The 20,149-nt window shown below is 67.8% G+C and carries 20 protein-coding genes; 9 read left to right on the top strand and 11 right to left on the bottom strand.

The window, feature by feature from the left end:
* Positions 1-25: 25 nt before the first annotated feature.
* From ACSQ24_RS22960 to ACSQ24_RS22925, 8 genes are all read right to left on the bottom strand, one after another.
* Positions 26-1,156, bottom strand: coding sequence for an NAD(P)/FAD-dependent oxidoreductase (locus tag ACSQ24_RS22960; RefSeq protein ID WP_436096920.1), 1,131 nt, complete (start codon positions 1,154-1,156; stop codon positions 26-28).
* Positions 1,153-2,613 carry an FAD-dependent oxidoreductase gene (locus ACSQ24_RS22955; protein ID WP_436096919.1) on the bottom strand — a complete coding sequence of 487 codons (1,461 nt, stop codon included), beginning with the start codon at positions 2,611-2,613 and terminating at the stop codon, positions 1,153-1,155. Before ACSQ24_RS22955 ends, ACSQ24_RS22960 begins: the two co-directional genes overlap by 4 nt.
* Positions 2,610-2,918 (bottom strand): (2Fe-2S)-binding protein, encoded by a 309-nt coding sequence (locus ACSQ24_RS22950; protein WP_436096918.1) that lies wholly within the window; start codon positions 2,916-2,918, stop codon positions 2,610-2,612. The genes ACSQ24_RS22955 and ACSQ24_RS22950 overlap by 4 nt, the downstream gene beginning before the upstream one ends.
* A complete protein-coding gene (locus tag ACSQ24_RS22945) occupies positions 2,899-4,032 on the bottom strand; it encodes an NAD(P)/FAD-dependent oxidoreductase (protein WP_436096917.1) in 1,134 nt (377 codons plus the stop codon). The genes ACSQ24_RS22950 and ACSQ24_RS22945 overlap by 20 nt, the downstream gene beginning before the upstream one ends.
* A gap of 2 nt (positions 4,033-4,034) precedes the next feature.
* Entirely contained in the window at positions 4,035-4,835 is an 801-nt protein-coding gene (locus ACSQ24_RS22940; protein ID WP_436096916.1) for an ABC transporter permease, read from the bottom strand.
* 196 nt (positions 4,836-5,031) lie between these two features.
* Positions 5,032-5,898: an ABC transporter permease gene (locus tag ACSQ24_RS22935; protein ID WP_436096915.1), complete on the bottom strand. Its 867-nt coding sequence runs from the start codon at positions 5,896-5,898 to the stop codon at positions 5,032-5,034.
* Positions 5,895-6,938, bottom strand: a complete 1,044-nt coding sequence (locus ACSQ24_RS22930; protein ID WP_436096914.1) for an ABC transporter ATP-binding protein — start codon at positions 6,936-6,938, stop codon at positions 5,895-5,897. Before ACSQ24_RS22930 ends, ACSQ24_RS22935 begins: the two co-directional genes overlap by 4 nt.
* Before the next feature lie 27 nt (positions 6,939-6,965).
* The gene (locus ACSQ24_RS22925; RefSeq protein WP_436096913.1) at positions 6,966-8,000 is read right to left on the bottom strand and encodes an ABC transporter substrate-binding protein; all 1,035 of its coding nucleotides are present in this window, start codon (positions 7,998-8,000) and stop codon (positions 6,966-6,968) included.
* Positions 8,001-8,119: 119 nt separating this feature from the next.
* Between ACSQ24_RS22925 and ACSQ24_RS22920 the strand changes: the two genes are divergently transcribed.
* From ACSQ24_RS22920 to ACSQ24_RS22885, 8 genes are all read left to right on the top strand, one after another.
* Complete coding sequence (locus ACSQ24_RS22920; RefSeq protein WP_436096912.1) at positions 8,120-9,052, top strand: LysR substrate-binding domain-containing protein; 933 nt, start codon at positions 8,120-8,122, stop codon at positions 9,050-9,052.
* Positions 9,053-9,218: 166 nt separating this feature from the next.
* The gene (locus tag ACSQ24_RS22915; RefSeq protein WP_436096911.1) at positions 9,219-9,926 is read left to right on the top strand and encodes a cupin domain-containing protein; all 708 of its coding nucleotides are present in this window, start codon (positions 9,219-9,221) and stop codon (positions 9,924-9,926) included.
* 36 nt (positions 9,927-9,962) lie between these two features.
* Positions 9,963-10,823 (top strand): GNAT family N-acetyltransferase, encoded by an 861-nt coding sequence (locus ACSQ24_RS22910; protein WP_436096910.1) that lies wholly within the window; start codon positions 9,963-9,965, stop codon positions 10,821-10,823.
* Positions 10,824-10,842: 19 nt separating this feature from the next.
* Entirely contained in the window at positions 10,843-11,769 is a 927-nt protein-coding gene (locus tag ACSQ24_RS22905; RefSeq protein WP_436096909.1) for a 2-hydroxyacid dehydrogenase, read from the top strand.
* 15 nt (positions 11,770-11,784) lie between these two features.
* Positions 11,785-13,254, top strand: coding sequence for an NAD-dependent succinate-semialdehyde dehydrogenase (locus ACSQ24_RS22900; RefSeq protein WP_436096908.1), 1,470 nt, complete (start codon positions 11,785-11,787; stop codon positions 13,252-13,254).
* Positions 13,255-13,403: 149 nt separating this feature from the next.
* Entirely contained in the window at positions 13,404-13,847 is a 444-nt protein-coding gene (locus ACSQ24_RS22895) for a helix-turn-helix domain-containing protein (protein ID WP_436096907.1), read from the top strand.
* 9 nt (positions 13,848-13,856) lie between these two features.
* On the top strand, positions 13,857-15,251 hold the full coding sequence (locus ACSQ24_RS22890) for an aminotransferase class III-fold pyridoxal phosphate-dependent enzyme (RefSeq protein ID WP_436096906.1): 1,395 nt from the start codon (positions 13,857-13,859) through the stop codon (positions 15,249-15,251).
* A gap of 116 nt (positions 15,252-15,367) precedes the next feature.
* Positions 15,368-15,844: an Lrp/AsnC family transcriptional regulator gene (locus tag ACSQ24_RS22885; protein ID WP_436097952.1), complete on the top strand. Its 477-nt coding sequence runs from the start codon at positions 15,368-15,370 to the stop codon at positions 15,842-15,844.
* Positions 15,845-15,847: 3 nt separating this feature from the next.
* Here the strand turns inward: ACSQ24_RS22885 and ACSQ24_RS22880 are convergent, their stop codons facing one another.
* Positions 15,848-16,711 (bottom strand): GNAT family N-acetyltransferase, encoded by an 864-nt coding sequence (locus tag ACSQ24_RS22880; RefSeq protein WP_436096905.1) that lies wholly within the window; start codon positions 16,709-16,711, stop codon positions 15,848-15,850.
* A gap of 189 nt (positions 16,712-16,900) precedes the next feature.
* On the opposite strand from ACSQ24_RS22880, the gene ACSQ24_RS22875 reads away from it, so the two are divergent.
* Positions 16,901-18,178 carry an NAD(P)/FAD-dependent oxidoreductase gene (locus ACSQ24_RS22875; protein ID WP_436096904.1) on the top strand — a complete coding sequence of 426 codons (1,278 nt, stop codon included), beginning with the start codon at positions 16,901-16,903 and terminating at the stop codon, positions 18,176-18,178.
* Between the two features lie 152 nt (positions 18,179-18,330).
* On the opposite strand, the gene ACSQ24_RS22870 is transcribed toward ACSQ24_RS22875, so the two are convergent.
* Both ACSQ24_RS22870 and ACSQ24_RS22865 read right to left on the bottom strand, forming a co-directional pair.
* Complete coding sequence (locus ACSQ24_RS22870; protein ID WP_436096903.1) at positions 18,331-19,116, bottom strand: ABC transporter permease; 786 nt, start codon at positions 19,114-19,116, stop codon at positions 18,331-18,333.
* Complete coding sequence (locus ACSQ24_RS22865; RefSeq protein WP_436096902.1) at positions 19,113-19,982, bottom strand: ABC transporter permease; 870 nt, start codon at positions 19,980-19,982, stop codon at positions 19,113-19,115. Before ACSQ24_RS22865 ends, ACSQ24_RS22870 begins: the two co-directional genes overlap by 4 nt.
* Positions 19,983-20,149 lie beyond the last annotated feature (167 nt).

Genomic DNA, 20,149 nt, shown 5'->3' with positions numbered 1-20,149 from the left:
GGCTTTTCTCCTGGGGTTGAAGTGGTCAGTGTGCCTGCTGCGTGAAACGGGCGATGCCGAGCCCATCGATCGGGACGTTGCTGGCGCCGGTCGCGATGATCTCGGCCATGACCGCGCCGGCCCCCGGCCCGAGCTGGAAGCCATGGGCCGAGAAGCCGAACTGGTGATAGACGCCCTCGTGCCTGGCACTTGGGCCGAAGATGGGAAGGTCGTCCGGCATGCGGGCTTCGATGCCGGCCCAGGCCCGTACGACCGGTACGCCGCGCATGATCGGAAACACGTCCCGGACCGTCCCGGCATTGGTCGCGAGCTTGCGCCAGTCGAGGATGGTGCGGTTCTCGTCGCGCAACGCCGTGCCGCTATAGCCGCCACCGATCAGCACGGTGCCATTGCCGAACTGCTTGAAGGAGAGTTTGCGGCTGCGCATGATCACCACCGGCTTGATGAAGGCCGGCATCGGCGTGGTGATCATCAGCATCGGCGCGATCACCTCGAGCGGCACCGGCTCGCCAAGATCCGCCGCGATGCGGTCGGCCCAGGCACCGGCGGCATTGACGATGCGAGGAGCGAGGAAATCACCGGCATCGGTGGCGACGCGCCAGCCTCCGCCGACCTGCGAGACCTTCTCGACCTTCACACCCTCGCGGATCACGGCACCTAGGCTCTCGGCCTTGCGTTTGAAGGCCTGCGTCGCCCGCAAGGGGATGGCTGCGCCGTCGCGGCGCGAGACCACGCCTCCGGGACATGTCTCCGAGACGGCGGGAACGAGCCGGCGCAGTTCCGTCGCGTCGATCAGTTCCTCGTGGTGGAAGCCGCGCAAAGTGAGGTCGTCGACACGCGCTCGGCAGTCCTCGAGATCAGCCTCTGTCTCGGCGACGAGCACCTGCCCATCACAGGTGAAGCCGCAATCGTCGTCGACCAGCTCGGCGATGCGGTGCCAGATTACCATCGAGGCGTTGGAGAGCGGGATCTCGGCGACATCGCGCGCGAGTTGGCGCACACCGCCGGCATTGACGCCCGAGGCATGGCGGCCAGCATGGTCCTTCTCGAGCAGGATCACCGACATGCCGCGCAAGGCGCAATGCAGCGCCGTCGAGCAGCCATGGATGCCGCCGCCAATGACGATCACGTCGGCGCTGCGGCGTTCGGCGCTCACCGCACGACCGCCTTCACCGCAGCTTCGCTCTGCGGCAAGGCTGCGAGTTCGGCCAATGTGACCGGCTTCACCGGCGGGCGCAGGCGGTAATAGCCGACCTCGGCCGGCGTCGTGCCGTTCGCCTCGGCGATCAGCTCGACCACCGTCGGCCCGCAGAGGCGGCCTTGGCATGGCCCCATGCCGCAGCGCAGGAAGGCCTTCATCTGGTTGGGGCCGGTCACGCCGAGCCTGATCGCAGTGTCCCGCACCTGGCCGGCGGTGACCTCCTCGCAGCGGCAGATGATCGTCTCGTCCCGCTGCGGGGCGAGGAATTGCGGCGCCGGCTTGTAGAGCAGATCGAGGAAGCGCCGGCCACGCAGGGCACGCGCCAGTTCGGTGTGCAAGGGGGCCGCCTGGCGATCGCGCTCGCGGGCATCGAGCCGGCCAAGCCTGTGCGCCACGCCGAGTGCCGCGACCTCGCCACGCAGCGCAGCGCTTTCGGCTCCGCCGATGCCGGCGCCGTCGCCCGCAATGGCGATCCCAGGCACGGATGAGCTCAGCCAATCATCGAGACGCGGCGTCCAGCAATGCTGGATACCATCAAAATCATGAGCGCAACCGGCGGCATTGGAGAGATTGACGCCCGGGATGACGCCGTGGTGCAGCAGCAGCGTGTCGCAGGCGATGGTCTCGGCGCCGCCGCCGCTTTCGACCTGGACCGCTGCGAGCCTGCCAGCCCCCTCGGCGGAGAGCCCGGTGACACCACCGACGAAGCGTAGCGAGCGCCGCGCCTTCGCCATCAGCCTCACCCCCTTGGCGAGATAGGGCGAGCGCAGGAAATCCGGCAGCGCGGCAGCGGCCTTCAGCCAGTTTCCGCGCGGCGTCGTGTCGAGCACGGCGACGATCTCGGCACCCGCCGCCGCAAGTTGCCCGGCGAGCAGATAGAGCAGCGGGCCGCAACCGGCGATCACGGTGCGTCCGGCCGGGACGATCGCGGCACTCTTCAGGGCGATCTGCGCCGCGCCGGCGGTCATCACCCCGGGCAAGGTCCAGCCGGGGATCGGGAACGGCCGCTCCTGGGCACCGGTCGCCAGGACGAGCTGCTTCGCGCCGATCAGCCGGGCGCGGCCGTCGAGCGACAGGCCGATCTCGAAAGCCTCGCCATCGGGCGCGGTTTCGTCCGGTCCGATCGACCAGAGCGTGCAGCGGGCGGCGTAGCTGGCTTGCGAACGCTCGAAGCGCGCGACGATCTCCGCGCCGCGCCAGTAATCGGCGCCGAGGACATCGCGATCGCTGACCGGCGTCGTTGTCACCGCGCGATAGATCTGGCCGCCCGGCGCCGGGTTCTCGTCGACGAGCAGCACGTTAACGCCCAGCTCGGCCGCGCGGGCAGCCGCCGACAAGCCGGCCGGTCCAGCGCCGACCACCACGAGATCGTAGCTTTCAGCGAGTTGGTCGATGGTGGCCACAGCCTTCATCCCTGCATCTCCTCGGGCTGGCGCCGGCCATGCTGGGTCTCGATGCGCATGCCGTCGCGCAGCGGCACGAGGCAGCCCTGCCGATTGCCGACGCCGTCGATCACGACGAGGCAATCGAAGCAGACGCCCATCAGGCAATAGGGCGCGCGGGGAACGCCCGAGACCGGCGTCTCACGGCAGGCCGTGACGCCGTTCGCCAGCAAGGACGCCGTGACGGTGTCGCCCTCGCGCCCGGTCAACGGCCTTCCATCGAAGGTGAAGCTGAGCCTGGCGCCAGCTTTGGCGTCACGCATGGACCGGAACATGGAACCTCCGTGCGGAAAAGCTCGCGACTGCCGCGGGCAGTTCGCCGGCGAGGATGGCGGGGGCGAGCGTCAGGACATGGTTGGCGGCGAGCGTCACACCGGAATGGCAGGTGACGACGAAGGCGCCGGGATGCTTCTCAGACTGCTCGTAGATCGGGAACCCGTCCGGGCTCATCACGCGCAGCGCCGACCAGGTGCGCACCACGTTGAGGCCGGCAAGACGCGGGAAGGTGCGCACGGCGCGCTCGGCCATCACCGAGATCACCGGCTGACCGACGATCGTGTCGAAGCCGCGATCCTCCTGGCTGTCGCCGATCATGACGCCGCCCTCGTCCGTCTGGCGGATCGTCCCCATCGGATGGTGCAGGAACGGGGCGGTCTTCTCGGTGACGATGATCTGGCCCTTGCTCGGCTTCACCGGCGCATCGAGCCCGACCATCGGCGCGAGCCGCGCATTGCCGAGGCCAGCGGCGAGCACGACCTTGGCCGCGGCAATCTCGCCCCAGGCGCCGCGGACACGAAAGCCGTCATCGCGGGGCTCGATCGCCTCGGCCGCGTGGTTCGGGCGGTAGTCGACGCCGTGCCGCGCGCTCGCCTCGCGCAGCGCCCGGAAGAGCTTGAGCGAGTTCACATGGCCGTCGAGGGGGCTGTAGAGCGCGCCGACGACGTCCTTGCCGATATCCGGCAACCGGCGCTTCGTCTCGGTGCGGCCGAGCACCTCATAGGGGAAGTCGGCCAGGCCCTCCTGATTGTGCAGGCGGCGCATCGCGGTGGTGCGCTTCTCCAGCTCTGCCTCGGACAGGCAGGGGACGAAGCCGCCGGGCTGGCTGTGGACGACATCGATGCCGGCCTCCTCCCTCAGAATTGCAGCGAGCCCATGCCAGTCCTGCGCCGAGCGGCGCGTCCACAGCGCGTATTCGGGCATGCCGAGGCCCTTGGACTGGACCCAGACCAGCGCGAAATTGCCGCGCGAGGCGCGGAAGGCGACATCGCCCTCGTCGAGAACGATGACCCGCGCGCCCGAGCGGGCAAGCCCGAGCGCGACGGCGGCGCCGACCACTCCGCCGCCGATGACGACGATGTCGCCTTCGTTCCGGTTTGCGTTGGTGGTCACGATCAGCCCTTCCCGGATCCGACGAAGAGGCGGTCGAGTCCGTAGAGCCGGTCGAGCGCGAAGAGCAGCCCGGCGGTCAGCACGATGAGGCAGGTGGAGACGGCCGCGATCAGCGGATCGATATTGTCCTGGATATAGAGGAACATCCGCACAGGCAGCGTGGTCGTGGCCGGCGAGGCGATGAACACCGTCATCGTGACCTCGTCGAAAGAGTTGATGGCGGCGAGCAGCCAGCCCGAGACGACACCGGGCAGGATCAGCGGCAACGTCACCCGCCGGAATACCGTCATCGTGTCGGCGCCGAGCGAGATCGCCGCATGCTCGATCCTGCGGTCGATGCCGTAGGAGGCGGCGAGCACGAGCCTGAGCGCGAAGGGCATGATGACGATGACATGGCTCAGCACGAGACCGGTGAAGGTGCCGGACAGGCCAAGCTGCGTTAAGAAGCGCAGGAAGGCGATGCCGAGCACGACATGCGGCACCATCAGGGGCGACATGAACAGCGCCGTGATCGCCTCGCGGCCGGCGAAGCGATAGCGCGCGATTGCCAGCGCCGCCGGCACGGCGAGCGCGATCGCCACGGTCGAGGACAGCGCCGCGAGCCAGAGCGAGGCATAGAAGGCGCGCAGGAACTCAGGGTAGCCGAGGATCGCCTTGAACCAGCGCAGGCTCGGCCCCCGCGTCGGCAGCGAGAGATAGCCCTCCGGCGTGAAGGCGACGACGCAGACGATCGCGAGTGGCGCCAGCATGAACACCACGAAGAGCGCGTGGAAGGCGAGCGCGAGGGGGCCATTGCGTCTCATACGCAGCCTCCTCTCACCCCGTCCTCCTCAGCCCTCATCCTGAGGAGCGCCGCAGGCGCGTCTCGAAGGATGTTCCAGATGGTTCCGGAGCCTCCTGGACCATCCTTCGAGACGCCATGTCTACCGACATGGCTCCTCAGGATGAGGGCTGAGGTCGGGAAGACGGCGGACATCACGAGGGGAGCGGGCACGAGCGTCATTCGAACACCTGTGCGTAGCGGCGCTCGATCAGCCGGTTCGAGCCGACGATGATCGCGACGAGCGCGACGAGCAACAGCATCGCCACCGCGGCGCCGAGCGGCCAGTTCAGCGTGTTGAGGAACTCGTCATAGGCCAGCGTCGCCGCGACCTTGAGCCGGCGCCCGCCGATGATCGCCGGCGAGGCGAAGGCGCTCGCTGCCAGGGCGAAGACGATGATCGAGCCCGAGAGGATGCCGGGCACGATCTGCGGCAGGATCACGCGCCGCCAGATCGTCCACCAGCCGGCCCCGAGCGACATCGCCGCATTCTCGATCTGCGGGTCGAGCTGCTGCAGCGAGGCCCAGACCGCGAGGATCATGAAGGGCATCAGGACATGGGCGAGCGCGATGACGACGCCGGTCTCGGTGAACATGAATTCGAGCGGCGCGCCGATCAGCCCGAGCGCGATCAGCCCCTGGTTGACGAGCCCGGTCGAGCCGAGCAGCAGCGCCCAGCCGAGCGTGCGCGCCACGACGGAGACCAGCAGCGGGCCGATCACCACCAGCATGCAGATGCTGCGCCAGCCCGGCGACATGCGATTGAGGATATAGGCCTCCGGCACGCCGATCAGGATCGTCGCGACCGTCACCAGGATGGCAATGCGGAATGTGCGCAGGAAGACTTCGAAGAAATAGGAATCGGTCGCGATCTCGACCCAGTTCTTCAGCGTGAACGTCGGGACGATGCCCTTGTACTGGCCCCAGTCGTAGAAGGAGAGCAGGGCCGTCATCCCGAGCGGGATGATGACGAGACCGAGGAAGACGAGCAGCCCCGGCGCGGCGAGCCAATAGGGCGCATTGCGTTCGCTGGCGACGAGACTCATGACGCCGCCCCGTCCCTGAGCAGCGCGGCATCGCCGGGCGCGAAGGAAGCCATGACGGTGTCGCCCTCCACCGGGACGTCGCCGCCGTCGTTGCTGCGCATCAGGATCAGCGGCCCGGCGGCGCTCTCGGCGTTCAAGAGCCAGTGTGCCCCCTGAAAGACGCGGCCCGTGATCCGCGCTGGAAAGCCGGAGGCGCCGGGCGGCGCGATGGCGAGACGCTCGGGCCGGACGGCGAGCGCGACCTCTCCGGCTTCCGCCCCGGGGATCGTGACGGCGAACCCGTCGATCACGACCCGATCACTGCCTTCGCAGCACCCCTTCAGCACATTGGTCTTGCCAAGGAAGTTGGCGACGAAGGCGCTGAGGGGGCGGCCATAGACCGCATCGGGCGCTCCGATCTGCTCGACCCGGCCCTGGTTCATCAGCACGATCCGGTCGGACAGGGCCATCGCCTCGTGCTGGTCATGGGTCACGAGGATGGTCGTGGTGCCGATCGTGCGCTGGATCTGGCGCAGCTCGCCCTGCATCTCCTCGCGCAGCTTGGCATCGAGATTGGAGAGCGGCTCGTCGAGCAGGAGCAGCGCCGGCTTGATGACGAGCGCTCGCGCCAGCGCGACACGTTGCTGCTGGCCGCCCGACATGCGCCGCGGATAGCGTTCGGCGAAGCCTTTCAGCCCGACGAGTTCCATTGCCTGCAGCGTCCGCTTCTCGCGTTCGTCCCTGGCGACGCCGCGCATCTCGAGCCCGAAGGCGATGTTCTCCGCCACGGTCATGTGCGGGAACAGCGCGTAGCTCTGGAAGACGATGCCGAGGCCACGCTTGTTGGGGGCGACGGCGGCGAGATCGCCGCCGTCGAGCAGGATGCGTCCGCGATCGACGGAGGCGAAGCCTGCGATCATCTGCAGGGTCGTGGTCTTGCCACAGCCGGAGGGGCCGAGCAGCGAGACGAACTCGCCGCGCTCCACGGTTAGGTCGAGCCCCTCCACGGCCGTGACGCTGCCATAGGACTTGCCCAATCCTTCGAGGACGAGATGCGACATGAGCCTGATCCGATCAGCCGGGGCAGCTCAGCGCTCGATCTCGCGATTCCAGCGGCGCGTCCATTCCTCGCGCTTGTCGTTGGCGACATCCCAGTCGACGGCTTTCAGCAGCTTGACCTGCTCGCCATAGGGCAAGCCTTTCTGCTGCTCGGGCGTCAGGCTGACCTTGGTGTTGGCCGGCCCCGACCCGCCGCCGACCGCCATGACGACCTGGACCGACGGCGTGAGCATGTATTGCAGGAAGGCGTTGGCTTCGGCGGCGTTCTTCGAGCCCTCGACCGGGCAGCCGGCGATGCCAAGCGCGTAGCCGCCTTCCTTCGGGTAGACGAACTCCGCCGGAAAGCCGGTATCGGCGAAGGACTTGACGCGGCCCGAGCCCCAGACGCCGATCACGGCCTGGCCGTTCTGGAAGAGCTCGGTCATCTTCGCCGGCGACGGCTCATAGGCGAGGACGTTGGCGTTGATCTCGTCCTTGATCGTCTTGAAACCGGCTTCGATCTTGGCCTCACCACCGCCGCCGAGCTGCGCGAAGGCGATCAGCGCGTGCAGGCCGTAGGTGTTGTTGATCGGCGGGATCACCAGCTTCTTGCGGAACCTGGCGTCCTTGAGGTCGGTCCAGGAGGTCGGCGCTGGCCACTTGTTCTCCTCGAAAACCTTCTTGTTGTAGAACAGGCCTGTCGCGACCATGCCGAGGCCGACCGCCTTGTTCGACTTGAACTTCATCACCGAAGCGACATCGGCATAGATCGCCGCATCGGTCAGCGTGCCGCAGAAGCCGAGCGAGATTGCCTGATAGGCCGGGCCGTCATCGACGATGATGACGTCGATCTGCTGATTGCCCTTCTGTGCCTGGAGCTTGGCGAGCGTGTCGGTCGAGTTGCCGGCGACATACTCGACCTTGACGTTAGCCTGCTTCTCGAAAGCCGGGATGACCTCCTTGCGCATGACCTGCTCGTAGGAGCCGCCATAGCCGGCGACATAGAGCGTTTTCTGCTGCGCGAATGCGGCGGAACCGCCGAGGGCGGTACTGGCGACGAGCGCAAATGTGATGGTCGATTTCATGGCTTCCCCTCCTCGTTTTCGAGTGATGCGCCAAGGTCGGGGGAAGTTTCGAACTGGTCAAATCGAATGATTCGAGTGATCCATACCGGAATGTTATGATTTGGACCGAGGCTTGAACCATGCTGAATCCGCGCCAGATCGAGGCTTTCCGCACGGTGATCGTCACCGGCGGCGTGACCGCCGCGGCTCACGCGCTGCACATCAGCCAGCCGGCGGTGACGCGACTGATCCACGACCTGCAATATGCGCTCGGACTGAAGCTGTTCGCGAAGCGCGGCACGCGACTCGTGCCGACCAACGAGGCCCTGTCGCTCTATCGCGAGGTCGAGCGCCAATTCGTCGGCCTCGACCGCATCGAACGGGCTGCAAAAAACCTGCGTGAGGGGCAGTCCGGGCGGCTGAGGATCGCAGCCCTGCCGACCTTCAATGTCGGCTTCCTGCCGCGCATCCTCGGCCGGTTCATGCTGGACAGACCGGGGCTGGAGACGGCCGTCTACGGCAGCATCTCGTCGCAGGTGGTCGAATGGGTCGCGAGCGGCTTTTGCGACGTCGGCTTCGCGCAGGGCCCGCTCGACTTCCCGAATATCGACGTGGACATGCTGGCGCCCGTGTCAGGCGTCGCGGTCCTGCCGGAAGGCCATCGCCTGACGGAGAAATCCGTGCTGGAGCCGCCCGATTTCATCGGGGAGCCCTTCGTCTCGCTCGAGCAGACGACGCCGATGCGGTATCGCATCGATGCGATTTTTACATCCGCCGGCATTACCCGGCAGACGCGCGTGGAAACGCCGCTCTCGATGATCGCCTGCGGGCTCGTTGCCGCCGGCGCGGGCGTGACGATCGTCGATCCGTTCACCGCTTTCGAATTCCGCGGCCGCGGCATCGTGGTGCGACCGTTTCGGCCCGCTGTCCTCTACGAGATCGGCGTGGTCTGGGCGAGCGGTCGTTTCAGGTCCGCCCTGGCGCTCGACTTCGTCGACGCAATGCGCACGGCCGTGGGTGAGCGGGCCGACGAAAGAGCCGCGGCGGCCGCCTGCTTCTCACCGGACGAATAGTCACACTCCAAGGGAAGATGCGCCAGTTGCGGATTCTCGCGGGCCGCCTTCGAGCGGACATTCAGGTCGCCCCATAGCGACGCCGAGATGCCGTCCCGAGAATTTTCTCCAATCCGTCGGAGCCAAGACGTCTTAGCTCAGCACCATCGTGCTGGGTGAGGCTGCCATGTCGACTGTTCCGATCATCATCGCCAATCGTGCCGACAGGTCCGGCGTTGGGCCGCTGTCCGAAACCGATCCGTTCGCTGCTGGCCGAGAGGTCGCCTGGAGCGGCGCGGAGAATCTGGCGGTGGGAAGCGTTGCGTTCTCCGGCGCAACGGACATCGCGGCTTTCCCGCACACGGAAATCCTCGTCGTGGCTGCCGGGCGCCTCGATCTGTCGGTCGAGGGCGGCGACGGCCGCACGATCCAGCCCGGCGAGAGCATCGTGATCGCGCGCGGCACGGCCTTGCGCGTCGAGGCTGCGCCAGGGACCCGCTGGGCCTTCTGCGCCAGCATCGGGGCCGCCTCCACCGCCCCTGGCATGACGGAACTGCCGGCAAACGCGCCGCTGTCGCCGTCGTCGTCGCCGCCGGCCGAATTCCTCGACGGGCCGGTGCCGCAATGCCGCAGCTTCAACGCCTTCACCGACGAGGCGTCGCGCCTGCGGGCCGGCATCTGGGATTCGACGCCCTATCGGCGCATCGCGCGCCCGCATCCCGTCAACGAGCTGATGCACATCCTCGTCGGCAGCGTCACGCTCACCGGCGAGGACGGGCGCCCGGTCCGGATCGGGGCGGGCGAGAGCGTGTTCGTTGCCCATGGCACGCTTTGCGCCTGGGACAGCGACGAGCATGTCGTCAAGGTCTATGTCGTCCAGGAGGTCGGAGCGTGAGCGCCCCGGGGCATGACGCCATGGCAGGAATCGCCAATGGCTGAGGTCGCAGCCCCGGAGGCGTTGACGCTGCGCGCGATCGGCATCGGCGACGCGGCGCTCGGCGCGGAGCTGTCGCGGCGCGTCGGCTGGCCGTATCGCCGCGAGGACTGGGAGTTCGCGATTGGACTCGGCCACGGTGTCGTCGGGGTACGAGACGGCAAACTCGTGGCCACGGCGCTGTGGTGGCCCTATGGCGACAGCCACGCGACGCTGGGGATGGTCATCGTCGCGCCCGAGGCGCAAGGGGGCGGCATCGGCCGGCGTCTCATGCAGGCCCTGCTCGTGCAGACCGAAGGGCGCTCGCTGATGCTCAATGCCACCGCCGCTGGTGAGCCGCTCTACACTCGTCTCGGATTCAGGCCCCATGGCGGCGTGCGTCAGCATCATGGGAACGTGTATTCCGTTGCCGCACCGGATCTCGCTGCGGGAGAGCAGCTGCGCCCCGGCAATACGGCCGATCTTCCCATTTTGGAGCATCTCGACCGTGCGGCGACCGGCCTGGAGCGCGGGCCGACCCTTGCGGCCCTGCTGGGATGTGGCGAGTGCCTGGTGTTGGAGAGGGCCGGCCAGCCCATCGGCTTCAGCATCCTGCGGGCATTCGGCCGTGGCCATGTGATCGGTCCGGTGGTGGCGACGGATGAAGCCGATGCGCGCACGCTGATCGCCTGCTGGCTGCATGGCCGGGCCGGCCAGTTCATCCGGGTCGATCTGCCGCTCGGCTCCGGGCTCGGCGATTGGCTGGCGCAGCATGGTCTTGCGCCGGCCGGAGACGTTGTCGCAATGGTGCGCGGTGATCTGCCGGCCGCGCCCGGCCCGGCGCGCCTCCACGCCCTGATCAACCAGGCGCTCGGCTGATGTCCGCGAGGTCGACACGATGACGCTGCTGTTGAAGTCCGATGCCGCCCGCGCCGAGGAATGGACGCGGCTGTTGGCGCAGAAGGCGCCCGAGCTGCCGTTCCGGATCTGGCCGGATATCGGCGACCCCGCCGATATCCGCTATCTCGCCGCCTGGCTTCCGCCCGACAACCTGCTCGACCAGTTTCCCAATCTCGAATTGCTGGTCTCCGTCGGCGCCGGTGTCGACCAGCTGAACCTGGCGGACATCCCGGCGCACCTGCCGATCGTGCGGATGATCGAGCCCGGCCTCGTCGACAGCATGGTCGAATACGTCACCATGTCTGTCCTGGCGCTGCATCGAGATCTCGTCCCCTACATCGCCGCGCAGCATGAACAGGCCTGGAAGCCGCTCCGGATCAGGCCGGCATCAGAGCGCCGCGTCGGCGTGCTCGGGCTCGGCATGCTCGGCAAGGCCTGTGCTCTGAAGCTCGCTGAATTCGGTTTCGGGGTCGCCGGCTGGAGCCGCTCGCGGCATGAGGTCGACGGGATCGTGACCTTCGCCGGCGATGAAGAGCTGCCGGACTTCCTCGCCCGCAGCGACATTCTGATCTGCCTGCTGCCTCTGACCGATGCGACGCGCGGCCTGCTCGGCGCCGAGCTCTTCGCCCGGCTGCCGCAAGGCGCGATGCTGGTCAATGCCGGCCGGGGCGGCCATCTCGACCAGGACGCCCTGCTGGCGGCGCTGGATAGCGGCCAGCTCGCAGCGGCGGTGCTGGACGTGTGCGAGCCGGAGCCGCTGCCGGCAGGGCATCCGCTCTGGAGCCATCCCAACGTCCTGCTCACGCCGCATATCGCCAGCCGCTCGCGCTCCGAGGCCTCGCTCGACATCGTCCTCGAGAACCTGCGGCGCCACCAGGCCGGCGAGCCCCTGATCGGCCTGATCGACCGCGATCGCGGCTACTGAAAAAAGAGGTCCTCCATGCCGATCGTTGCTCTCGAAGACCGCACCCTTTTCATCGGCCGCGCCCTGATCGGCGGCGAGTGGGTCGGCGCTGCCTCGGGCGAGGAATTGCCGGTGCGTGATCCGGCGACCGGCCTTCAGATCGGCACGATTCCGGCTTGCGGCGAGGCGGAGACCAATGCCGCCATCGCCGCAGCGCAGACCGCGTTCCCGGCCTGGAAGGCGCGGTCGGCGGCCGAGCGCGCGGCCCTGCTGGAGCGCTGGCACGACCTCTTGCTGGAACACCGCAAGGACCTCGCCCGCATCATGACGGCCGAGCAGGGCAAGCCGTTGGCGGAAGCCGAGGGCGAGGTGCTCTACGGCGCCGGCTTCATCAAGTGGTTCGCCGAGGAGGCGCGGCGCGTCTATGGCAGCACCGTGCCGGCGCCGACCGCCGACCGGCGCATTCTCGTGCTGAAGGAGCCCGTCGGCGTCTCCGCCGCGATCACGCCCTGGAACTTTCCCAATGCGATGATCACCCGCAAATGCGCGCCTGCGCTCGCCGCCGGCTGCACGATCGTGGTGAAGCCCTCGGAACTGACGCCCTATTCGGCGCTGGCGCTCGGCGTGCTGGCTGAGCGCGCCGGCTTCCCGCCCGGCGTGATCAACATCGTCACCGGCCTGCCGCAAGGTGTCGGCGCGGCCCTGACGCAGAACCCCGCGGTCCGCAAGCTCTCCTTCACCGGCTCGACCCGGGTCGGCGCGCTCTTGATGCGGCAATGCTCCGACACGCTGAAGCGGCTGAGCCTGGAACTCGGCGGCAATGCGCCCTTCATCGTCTTCGACGATGCCGATCTCGATGCAGCGGTGGCCGGCGCCATCGCCAGCAAGTTCCGCAATGCCGGCCAGACCTGCGTCTGCGCCAACCGCATCCTGGTGCAGGACGGTATCCACGATGCCTTCGCCGATCGCCTGGCTCAGGCGGTGGCGGCGATGCGGGTTGGCGACGGCCGGCAGGACGGCGTCACCATCGGGCCGCTGATCAATGCGGCGGCGGTCGAGAAGGTCCAGGCTCATCTCGACGATGCGCTCACGCTCGGCGCGACGCGGTTCGCCGGGGCACAGGGAGAGGTCGACGGGTCCCGCTTCGTCGTGCCGACGGTACTGACCGGCGCGACCACGCGGATGCGGCTGGCCAATGAGGAGACCTTCGGCCCGGTCGCGCCGCTGTTCCGCTTCAAGCACGAGGACGAGGCGATCGAGGTGGCCAACGGCACGCCCTATGGCCTCGCCGCCTATTTCTACACGGAGAATCTGAAACGCTCCTGGCGCGTCGGCGAGCGGCTCGAGTTCGGCATGGTCGGCCTCAATACCGGCTCGGTCTCGATGGAGGTGGCGCCGTTCGGCGGCATCAAGCAGTCCGGCATCGGCCGCGAGGGCGGCGCGACCGGCATCGAGGAGTATCTCGAGCTGAAGAGCTTCCACATCGGCGGGCTGGCGTCCGCCTGACCGGCGAGGCCGAAGCACGATCTGCCGATCGCACGTCCGAATTGGGCAGGGGATACCAAAGCGGCGCACCAAAGCCGCCGCACTCCCCGGCCGGCCGCTCCTAGCCTTCCTGATAGCGCCATCGCCGTCAGCGGAGGACGAAGCGGTCCATGTTCCAGTCTGTTTCCAGCCCTGCCGTCCGAGCGGCCGAGCCGCAGAGCCCCGGCATCCGGCGGGCGCTGGCCCATATCGAGCGGCACTTCGCCGAGGCCGTCTATCTCGGCGAGCTGGCGGCTGTGGCAGGCCTCAGCGTCTGCCGTTTTGTCACGGTCTTCCGTCGCCAGGTCGGGTTAACGCCGCACCGTTTCATCTGCCGGCGCCGGGTGCGCCACGCCACGGCGCTGCTCGCCGACGGTGTCCCGGCCGCGCAGGCCGCGCTCGAGGCCGGCTTTTTCGACCAGAGCCATCTCTCACGCCACTTCAAGAGCGTCTACGGCGTCACGCCTGGGCGTTATCTGCGCGAGCAGGTGCACTCCTCGCCGTTGCAGCCCGGCCGGATCAGCTATCCGGCGCGAGCTGCGTTCTCTCCCGTTTCCAGCTCCCGTCCCGCCTGAGGTCCCGTCATGAGCGTCAACTCCCTCGAAGCCCTCGATCGCCGCCATTGGGTCCATCCGGTCGCCAACTGGGCCGGCCACGAGAAGCGCGGCGTCACCGTCATGAAGTCGGCCAAGGGCGCCTTCATCACCGACATCGACGGTCACGAACTGATCGACGGCTTCGCCGGCCTCTGGTGCGTCAATGTCGGCTACGGCCATGACAGCATCGTCGAGGCGGCCGCCCGCCAGATGCGCGAGCTGCCCTATGCCACCGGCTATTTCAGCTTCGGCAGCGAGCCGACCATCCGGCTCGCAGCCAAGCTGGCCGAGCTCACCCCCGGCGATCTCGACCACATCTATTTTTCGCTGGGCGGCTCGGACGCGGTCGACAGCGCGCTCCGGCTGATCCGGTTCTACTACAACGTCACCGGCCGGCCGCAGAAGAGGAAGATCATCTCGCTGGAGCGCGGCTATCACGGTTCGAGCTCGACGGGCGCCGGCGTCACGGCGCTGCCGGCCTTCCATGCCGGCTTCGACCTGCCGGCAAAGGGCCAGCATTACATCGCCTCGCCCTACCCCTACCGCAACCCGACCGGAAGCGACGATGCGACGGTGATCGCGGCCAGCGTCGCCGCGCTGCGCGCCAAGGTCGAGAAACTCGGGGCCGACAATGTCGCGGCCTTCTTCTGTGAGCCGGTGCAGGGCTCGGGCGGCGTCGTCGTGCCGCCGAAGGGCTGGCTCAAGGCGATGCGCGAGACGGCCGCCGAGCTCGACATCCTCTTTGTTGCCGACGAGGTCATCACCGGCTTCGGCCGCACCGGTCCGATGTTCGCCTGCGAAGCCGAAGGCGTCGTGCCAGACATGATGACCATGGCCAAGGGGCTGACCTCGGGCTACGCGCCGCTCGGCGCGCTCGCCATCGGCGAGAAGGTCTATCGCGCCATCGCCGACAACGCCCCGGCCGGCGGACCGATCGGCCATGGCTACACCTATTCGGGCCATCCGGTCAGCGCAGCCGTGGCGCTCGAGGTGCTGCGCCTCTACGAGGAAGGTGGCATTCTCGCCAACGGCCAGCGCGTCGGGGCCTATTTCGAGGGGCGCCTGGCGACGCTCGCCGACCATCCGCTCGTCGGCGAGGTCCGGGCGCGCGGCCTGCTCGCCGGCATTGAGCTGGTCGCTGACAAGGTGACCAAGCAGAAGCTCCCGCGTGAAGCGAAACTGCCGGACCATCTCTTCGCCCGCGGCTACGCCAACGGCGTGATCTTCCGCGCCTTCGCCGACGACATCATCGGCCTCGCGCCCCCGCTCTGCTGCAGCGAGGCGGAGATCGATCTGATCGTGACGCGGCTGCGCAAGACGCTCGATGAGGTCCTGGCACTGCCGGAGGTGGCGGCGGAGTTGAAAACCGCAAAAGCGGCGTGATCCTTGCTTGGCCCGGACCGCATCAAACGACTAGTCTGATGCGGTCCGGGCGCGCTCTGCGGGCCCGGTTCCATAAGAGGCACCCAAGGCAAGAGGCCTTCGTCGTGACACCGGGCGTGCGGCTCGACCGCATCGACATGAAGATCCTGATCGAGCTGCAGAACAACGGCAGGATGACGAATGTCACCTTGGCCGATGCAGTGGGCCTATCGGCGAGCCCGTGCCTGCTGCGGGTCAAGCGGCTGGAACAGGCGGGATTCATCTCCGGCTACGGCGCGATCATCAACCTGCAGAAGCTCGGCGAGACGATCACCGTCTTCACCGAGATCACCCTGGCGGACCACACCAAGGAATACTTCATCCGCTTCGAGATGGCGCTCAGACGCGTCGACGAGGTGGTGGAGTGCCACATGGTCAGCGGTGGCTACGACTACCTCGTCAAGTTCGTCACGCGCGGGCTGACCCACTATCAGTCGCTGATCGAGACGCTGCTCGACCGCAATATCGGCATCTCCAAATACTTCAGCTACATCGTGATCAAGTCGCCGATCCAGAAGCCGGGCTATCCGCTGCCTGTGCTGTTCGACTTGTAAAGTTCAGCCCAGCGCCTGGGTGACCAGCCCGAAGGTCCGCGCCTTGCCGCGCGGGCCGTGATTGCGGCCCCTGACCATCGTGGTGACCGTGTCGAAGACGGTCATTCCGCAATCCTCGAGGAAGCCGCCGAACTTGCCCTGCTCCTGGGCGGTGTCGACGCGCAGGAACTGGCCGTCATGGGCGAGCACATGCGGCCGCACCAGCGCGATCGCGGCCTCGTCGCTCTCGGCGACGATCGGGCCGACGACATGGCCGCGGCCGAAGCGGCGGCAAAGCGCGAAGCCGACGAGCGCGCCGTCCCGCTCGATCACCGTCCCGGTTGCGAGCTTCATCAGCGCGGCGATCACGCGCGAGCGGTCGGCGCCGTAGGCGTCGGCGTCGAGCTGCGCGATCGCGTCGCTGTCCGCGGCGGTCACCGGCCGGACCTGGAATTCGTCGGGCGCAGAGCCCGGTTGAACCTGAGCGCGACCCTGATGCTGGAAGATGCGGCCGATCGGCTGGAAGTCGAGCGAGCGGTAGAGCCGGTAGCCGGCGCGGGTCGCGTTGAGCCTGAGGTCGCGCTCGCCGGCCTCTTCGAAGATCGTGTCCATCAGCCGCCGCCCGGCGCCCTGCATCTGCAGGCGCGGCGAGGTGATGACCATGCCGATCGTGGCGAAATGCGGTCCGTACGGCCACCACATCGCCGATGCCAGGGCCCGATCGATCGCGTCGCAGGCGACGAAGCCGTGGCCGACCTCCAGCACGAAGCGCCAGTCCTCCGGCCGATGCGGCCAGCTGACGCCGACGGAGAGCTGGTGCGCCTGGGAGATATCCGCTTCTGTCATCGGCCGGATGACGAGCTCGTAATCGAGCCGGCGCCGAGCCATACCGTGAGCCACCGCTATAGGCCTCGTTCCTCGAATGTGGGGCGACTATAGGCAGGCGGCGGGCCGCGGAGAACTGCAAAATTGTCCAATAACCTGCTGGGCGAGGCAGTATTCTCGACGAGCGGAGCCGGCTCATCCGCGAGGTGCGGTCCGTGCCGCCCTGTCCGGAGCGCTGAGGCCCTGTCTTCCATGAAACTCGAACCCTATTGGCTTGCGACGGCGCCGGTATTCACCGCCGGCTCCACGGCTCCGATCGCCGGCAAGGTCGACGTCGCCATTGTCGGCGGCGGCTTCACCGGCCTGTCGGCGGCGCTCGCTTTGGCGAAATCGGGGGCGACCGTCGCCGTTCTGGAGGCAGGGCGCGTCGTCGGCGAGGCGTCCGGTCGCAATGGCGGGCATTGCAACAACGGCCTCGCCCATGATCTCGGCGGGCTTGCCGCCAGCCTCGGCGAGGAGAGGGCGGTCGCGCTCTACCGGGCCTTCGACAGCGCGGTCGACACCGTCGAGGCGCTGGTTGCGCGCGAGGCGATCGACTGCGATTTCATCCGCACCGGCAAGGTCAAGCTCGCGGCCAAGCCGGAGCATTTCGCCAAGCTGGAGAAGAGTGCCGCCCTGCTGCAGCGCACGGTCGAGCCGGATCTGATCGTGGTGCCGCCGCACGAGATGCGCCGCGAGATCGGCTCGGACGGCTTCTTCGGCGGCCTCGTCTATCCACGCAGCGCCCATATGCACATGGGCCGCTTCGGCGTCGGCCTCGCCGAAGCCGCTGCGCGGCAGGGCGCGGCGATCCACGAGAACGCGCCGGTGACGGGGCTCGAGCGGCTGAATGGCCAGGCCCACCGCGTCGTCACCAGCCGTGGCACGCTGGAGGCCGGGCAGGTCCTGCTCGCGACCGGCGCCTCGCGCCGTGGCCCCTTCGCCTGGCTGAGGCGGCGGATCGTGCCGGTCGGCAGCTTCATCATCGCCACCGAGCCGCTCTCGCCAGAGCGCGCCGCGGCGATCATGCCGACGAGGCGGACGGCGACGACGACGAAGAACATCGGCAACTATTTCCGGCTCACCCCCGACAATCGGCTGATCTTCGGCGGGCGGGCGCGTTTCGCGCTGTCGAGCCCGGCATCGGACGCCAGGAGCGGCACGATCCTGAAGACACGGATGCTGGAGCTCTTCCCGGAGCTCGCCGGCACGCGCATCGACTATTGCTGGGGCGGGCTCGTCGACATGACGGCGGACCGGCTGCCGCGTGCCGGCGAGCGCGACGGCGTCTTCCATGCGCTCGGCTATAGCGGCCACGGCACCCAGATGTCGGTCCATATGGGGCAGGCGATGGCGAGAGTGATGGGCGGGGATACCAAGGCGAACCCCTTCGCCGGGCTCGACTGGCCGGCGGTGCCCGGCCATTTCGGCCCGCCCTGGTTCCTGCCCTTCGTCGGGATGTACTACCGCTACCAGGACTGGCGGCACTGAGCCCGCTCTGGAGCGCTACTCCGGCGGCCGCCTGACGCGGCCGTCTGCGCTTCCGGTGCTCACGGACAAAAAGTCCGTTCCGCTCCGGTTCTCGACGACCACGCCAGTCGACTCACCAGAGCGCGCTCCAAAGCGGTCTCTGGTGGCGCCGTCTACACCTCCTTCTTCTGTCCGCTCATGGCGAGCAGGACGAGCAGGAAGGAGGCGACGGTCAGGAGGGTCGAGATCGAGGCGATGGTCGGGTCGATCTCGTCGCGCAGCGCCGTGAACATGCGCTTGGTCAGGGTCTGGTACTGTCCGCCGGAGACGAACAGCGCGATGATCGTCTCGTCGATCGCCGAGATGAAGGCGAAGACGGCGCCGGCGAAGACGCTGGCCTTGATCTGCGGCAGGGTGACGGTCAGGAAGGCGCGCAGGCGGTTCATGCCGAGGCTGCGCGCCACCATCTCCTGCGTCTTGTCGAAGCTCTGCAGGCCGGCGACGACCGAGGTGATGACATAGGGCAGGCCGAGCATGACATTGGCCAGCACCAGCCCGCTCAGTGTCTGGATCAGGCCGAGCTTGGCGTAGACGAAGAAGATGCCGATCGCCACGATGATGATCGGCACGATCAGCGGCAGCATCAGCACCATATGCAGCGACCGCATCAGCCGGTTCTGCGCGTTGCTGATGGCATAGGCCGCCGCGGTGCCGAGCGGCGTCGCGATCAGCACGGTCAGCACGCCGAGCATGAGGCTCATCCGCGTGCCCTGCATCCAGTTCGGATTGCCGAAATACTCAGCGTACCAGCGCAGCGAGAGCGCCGGCGGCGGGAAGGTCAGGAAGCGCGTGCTCGAGAACGACATCGGCACGATGATCAGCACCGGCAGCATCAGGTAGATCAGGATCAGCCCGACGACGAGACCGAAGGCGAGGCGCGGCAGCAGCGAGGTCTTCATTTCTGCCCCAGCATCTTGTCGAGCGGGATGATGCGGCCGACCGCAGCGAAGATCACGAGCACGCAGGCGAGCAGCACGACGCCGACGGCGCTGGCCGCGCCCCATTGCGCGTAGAGCTCGACATTGCGGCTCACCACCATCGAGATCATCACGGTGCGCCCGCCGCCGAGCAGCTCGGGCGTGATGTAGAAGCCGAGCGTCAGCACGAAGACGAGGGTGAGCCCGGCGACGACGCCCGGCAGCGACAGCGGCAGGAAGATGCGCCGGAAGCTGTAGAGCGGGCCGCCGCCGAGGCTGGCGCCGGCGAGCATCAGCTCGCGCGGGATATTCTGCATGGTCGAATAGAGCGGCAGCACCATGAAGGGCAGCAGGATGTGCACGGTCGCGATCACCGTGCCGAGCTCGTTGTGGACCATCGCGAGCGGCTCCGTGATCAACCCGAAGCGTTCGAGCAGCTGGTTGGCGACGCCAGTACGCTGCAGCAGCACGAGCCAGGCATAGGCGCGCACAAGAACGCTGGTCCAGAACGGCAGCATCACGCAGGCCAGGATCAAGACGTTCCAGGGCCGCTTGGCGTGAGCCGCCGCATAGGCGACCGGATAACCGAGGAGCAGAGTGAGGAGCGTCACCATCAAGGCGATGCGGAAGGTCAGCGCGAAGCTGCGCCAATAGACCTCCTCGGTGAAGATGCGGCGGTAATGCTCGAGCGTGAAGCCGTTGTCGTAGACGGACTGGACTGCCAGCCAGCCGACCGGGATCACCACCAGCGCGACGATCACCATCACGGCGGGCGCCGCGAGCAGCGTCATCAGCGCCTGCTCGCGGCGCTGATGACGGAGGGATGGGTCGATCGCCTGGGTAGTCATGTGCTCCATCCTCGCCAGCCCGCCATGCGGGACCTGCCCCCTCTCCCCTTGCGGGAGAGGGCTGGGGTGAGGGGTCTCGCGACCTCGATCGCAAGGCGCCCTTCAACGGTCGAAAGACCGTCGGGACCTGCGCGACCCCTCATCCGACCCTGCGGGCCACCTTCTCC

The organism is Allobosea sp. LjRoot237 (assembly GCF_964253285.1).
Taxonomy (GTDB): Bacteria; Pseudomonadota; Alphaproteobacteria; order Rhizobiales; family Beijerinckiaceae; genus Allobosea.
The sequence above is the reverse complement of the archived record's forward strand: the minus strand, read 5'-3'. Positions and strand labels throughout refer to the sequence as shown.

What these genes read in the sequence shown, in the direction of transcription:
- ACSQ24_RS22955 (WP_436096919.1), bottom strand. Translation starts at nt 2,613, where the DNA reads ATGAAGGCTGTGGCCACCATCGACCAACTCGCTGAAAGCTACGATCTC.
- ACSQ24_RS22950 (WP_436096918.1), bottom strand. Translation starts at nt 2,918, where the DNA reads ATGTTCCGGTCCATGCGTGACGCCAAAGCTGGCGCCAGGCTCAGCTTC.
- ACSQ24_RS22940 (WP_436096916.1), bottom strand. Translation starts at nt 4,835, where the DNA reads ATGAGACGCAATGGCCCCCTCGCGCTCGCCTTCCACGCGCTCTTCGTG.
- ACSQ24_RS22935 (WP_436096915.1), bottom strand. Translation starts at nt 5,898, where the DNA reads ATGAGTCTCGTCGCCAGCGAACGCAATGCGCCCTATTGGCTCGCCGCG.
- ACSQ24_RS22930 (WP_436096914.1), bottom strand. Translation starts at nt 6,938, where the DNA reads ATGTCGCATCTCGTCCTCGAAGGATTGGGCAAGTCCTATGGCAGCGTC.
- ACSQ24_RS22925 (WP_436096913.1), bottom strand. Translation starts at nt 8,000, where the DNA reads ATGAAATCGACCATCACATTTGCGCTCGTCGCCAGTACCGCCCTCGGC.
- ACSQ24_RS22920 (WP_436096912.1), top strand. Translation starts at nt 8,120, where the DNA reads ATGCTGAATCCGCGCCAGATCGAGGCTTTCCGCACGGTGATCGTCACC.
- ACSQ24_RS22915 (WP_436096911.1), top strand. Translation starts at nt 9,219, where the DNA reads ATGTCGACTGTTCCGATCATCATCGCCAATCGTGCCGACAGGTCCGGC.
- ACSQ24_RS22910 (WP_436096910.1), top strand. Translation starts at nt 9,963, where the DNA reads ATGGCTGAGGTCGCAGCCCCGGAGGCGTTGACGCTGCGCGCGATCGGC.
- ACSQ24_RS22905 (WP_436096909.1), top strand. Translation starts at nt 10,843, where the DNA reads ATGACGCTGCTGTTGAAGTCCGATGCCGCCCGCGCCGAGGAATGGACG.
- ACSQ24_RS22900 (WP_436096908.1), top strand. Translation starts at nt 11,785, where the DNA reads ATGCCGATCGTTGCTCTCGAAGACCGCACCCTTTTCATCGGCCGCGCC.
- ACSQ24_RS22895 (WP_436096907.1), top strand. Translation starts at nt 13,404, where the DNA reads ATGTTCCAGTCTGTTTCCAGCCCTGCCGTCCGAGCGGCCGAGCCGCAG.
- ACSQ24_RS22890 (WP_436096906.1), top strand. Translation starts at nt 13,857, where the DNA reads ATGAGCGTCAACTCCCTCGAAGCCCTCGATCGCCGCCATTGGGTCCAT.
- ACSQ24_RS22880 (WP_436096905.1), bottom strand. Translation starts at nt 16,711, where the DNA reads ATGGCTCGGCGCCGGCTCGATTACGAGCTCGTCATCCGGCCGATGACA.
- ACSQ24_RS22875 (WP_436096904.1), top strand. Translation starts at nt 16,901, where the DNA reads ATGAAACTCGAACCCTATTGGCTTGCGACGGCGCCGGTATTCACCGCC.
- ACSQ24_RS22870 (WP_436096903.1), bottom strand. Translation starts at nt 19,116, where the DNA reads ATGAAGACCTCGCTGCTGCCGCGCCTCGCCTTCGGTCTCGTCGTCGGG.
- ACSQ24_RS22865 (WP_436096902.1), bottom strand. Translation starts at nt 19,982, where the DNA reads ATGACTACCCAGGCGATCGACCCATCCCTCCGTCATCAGCGCCGCGAG.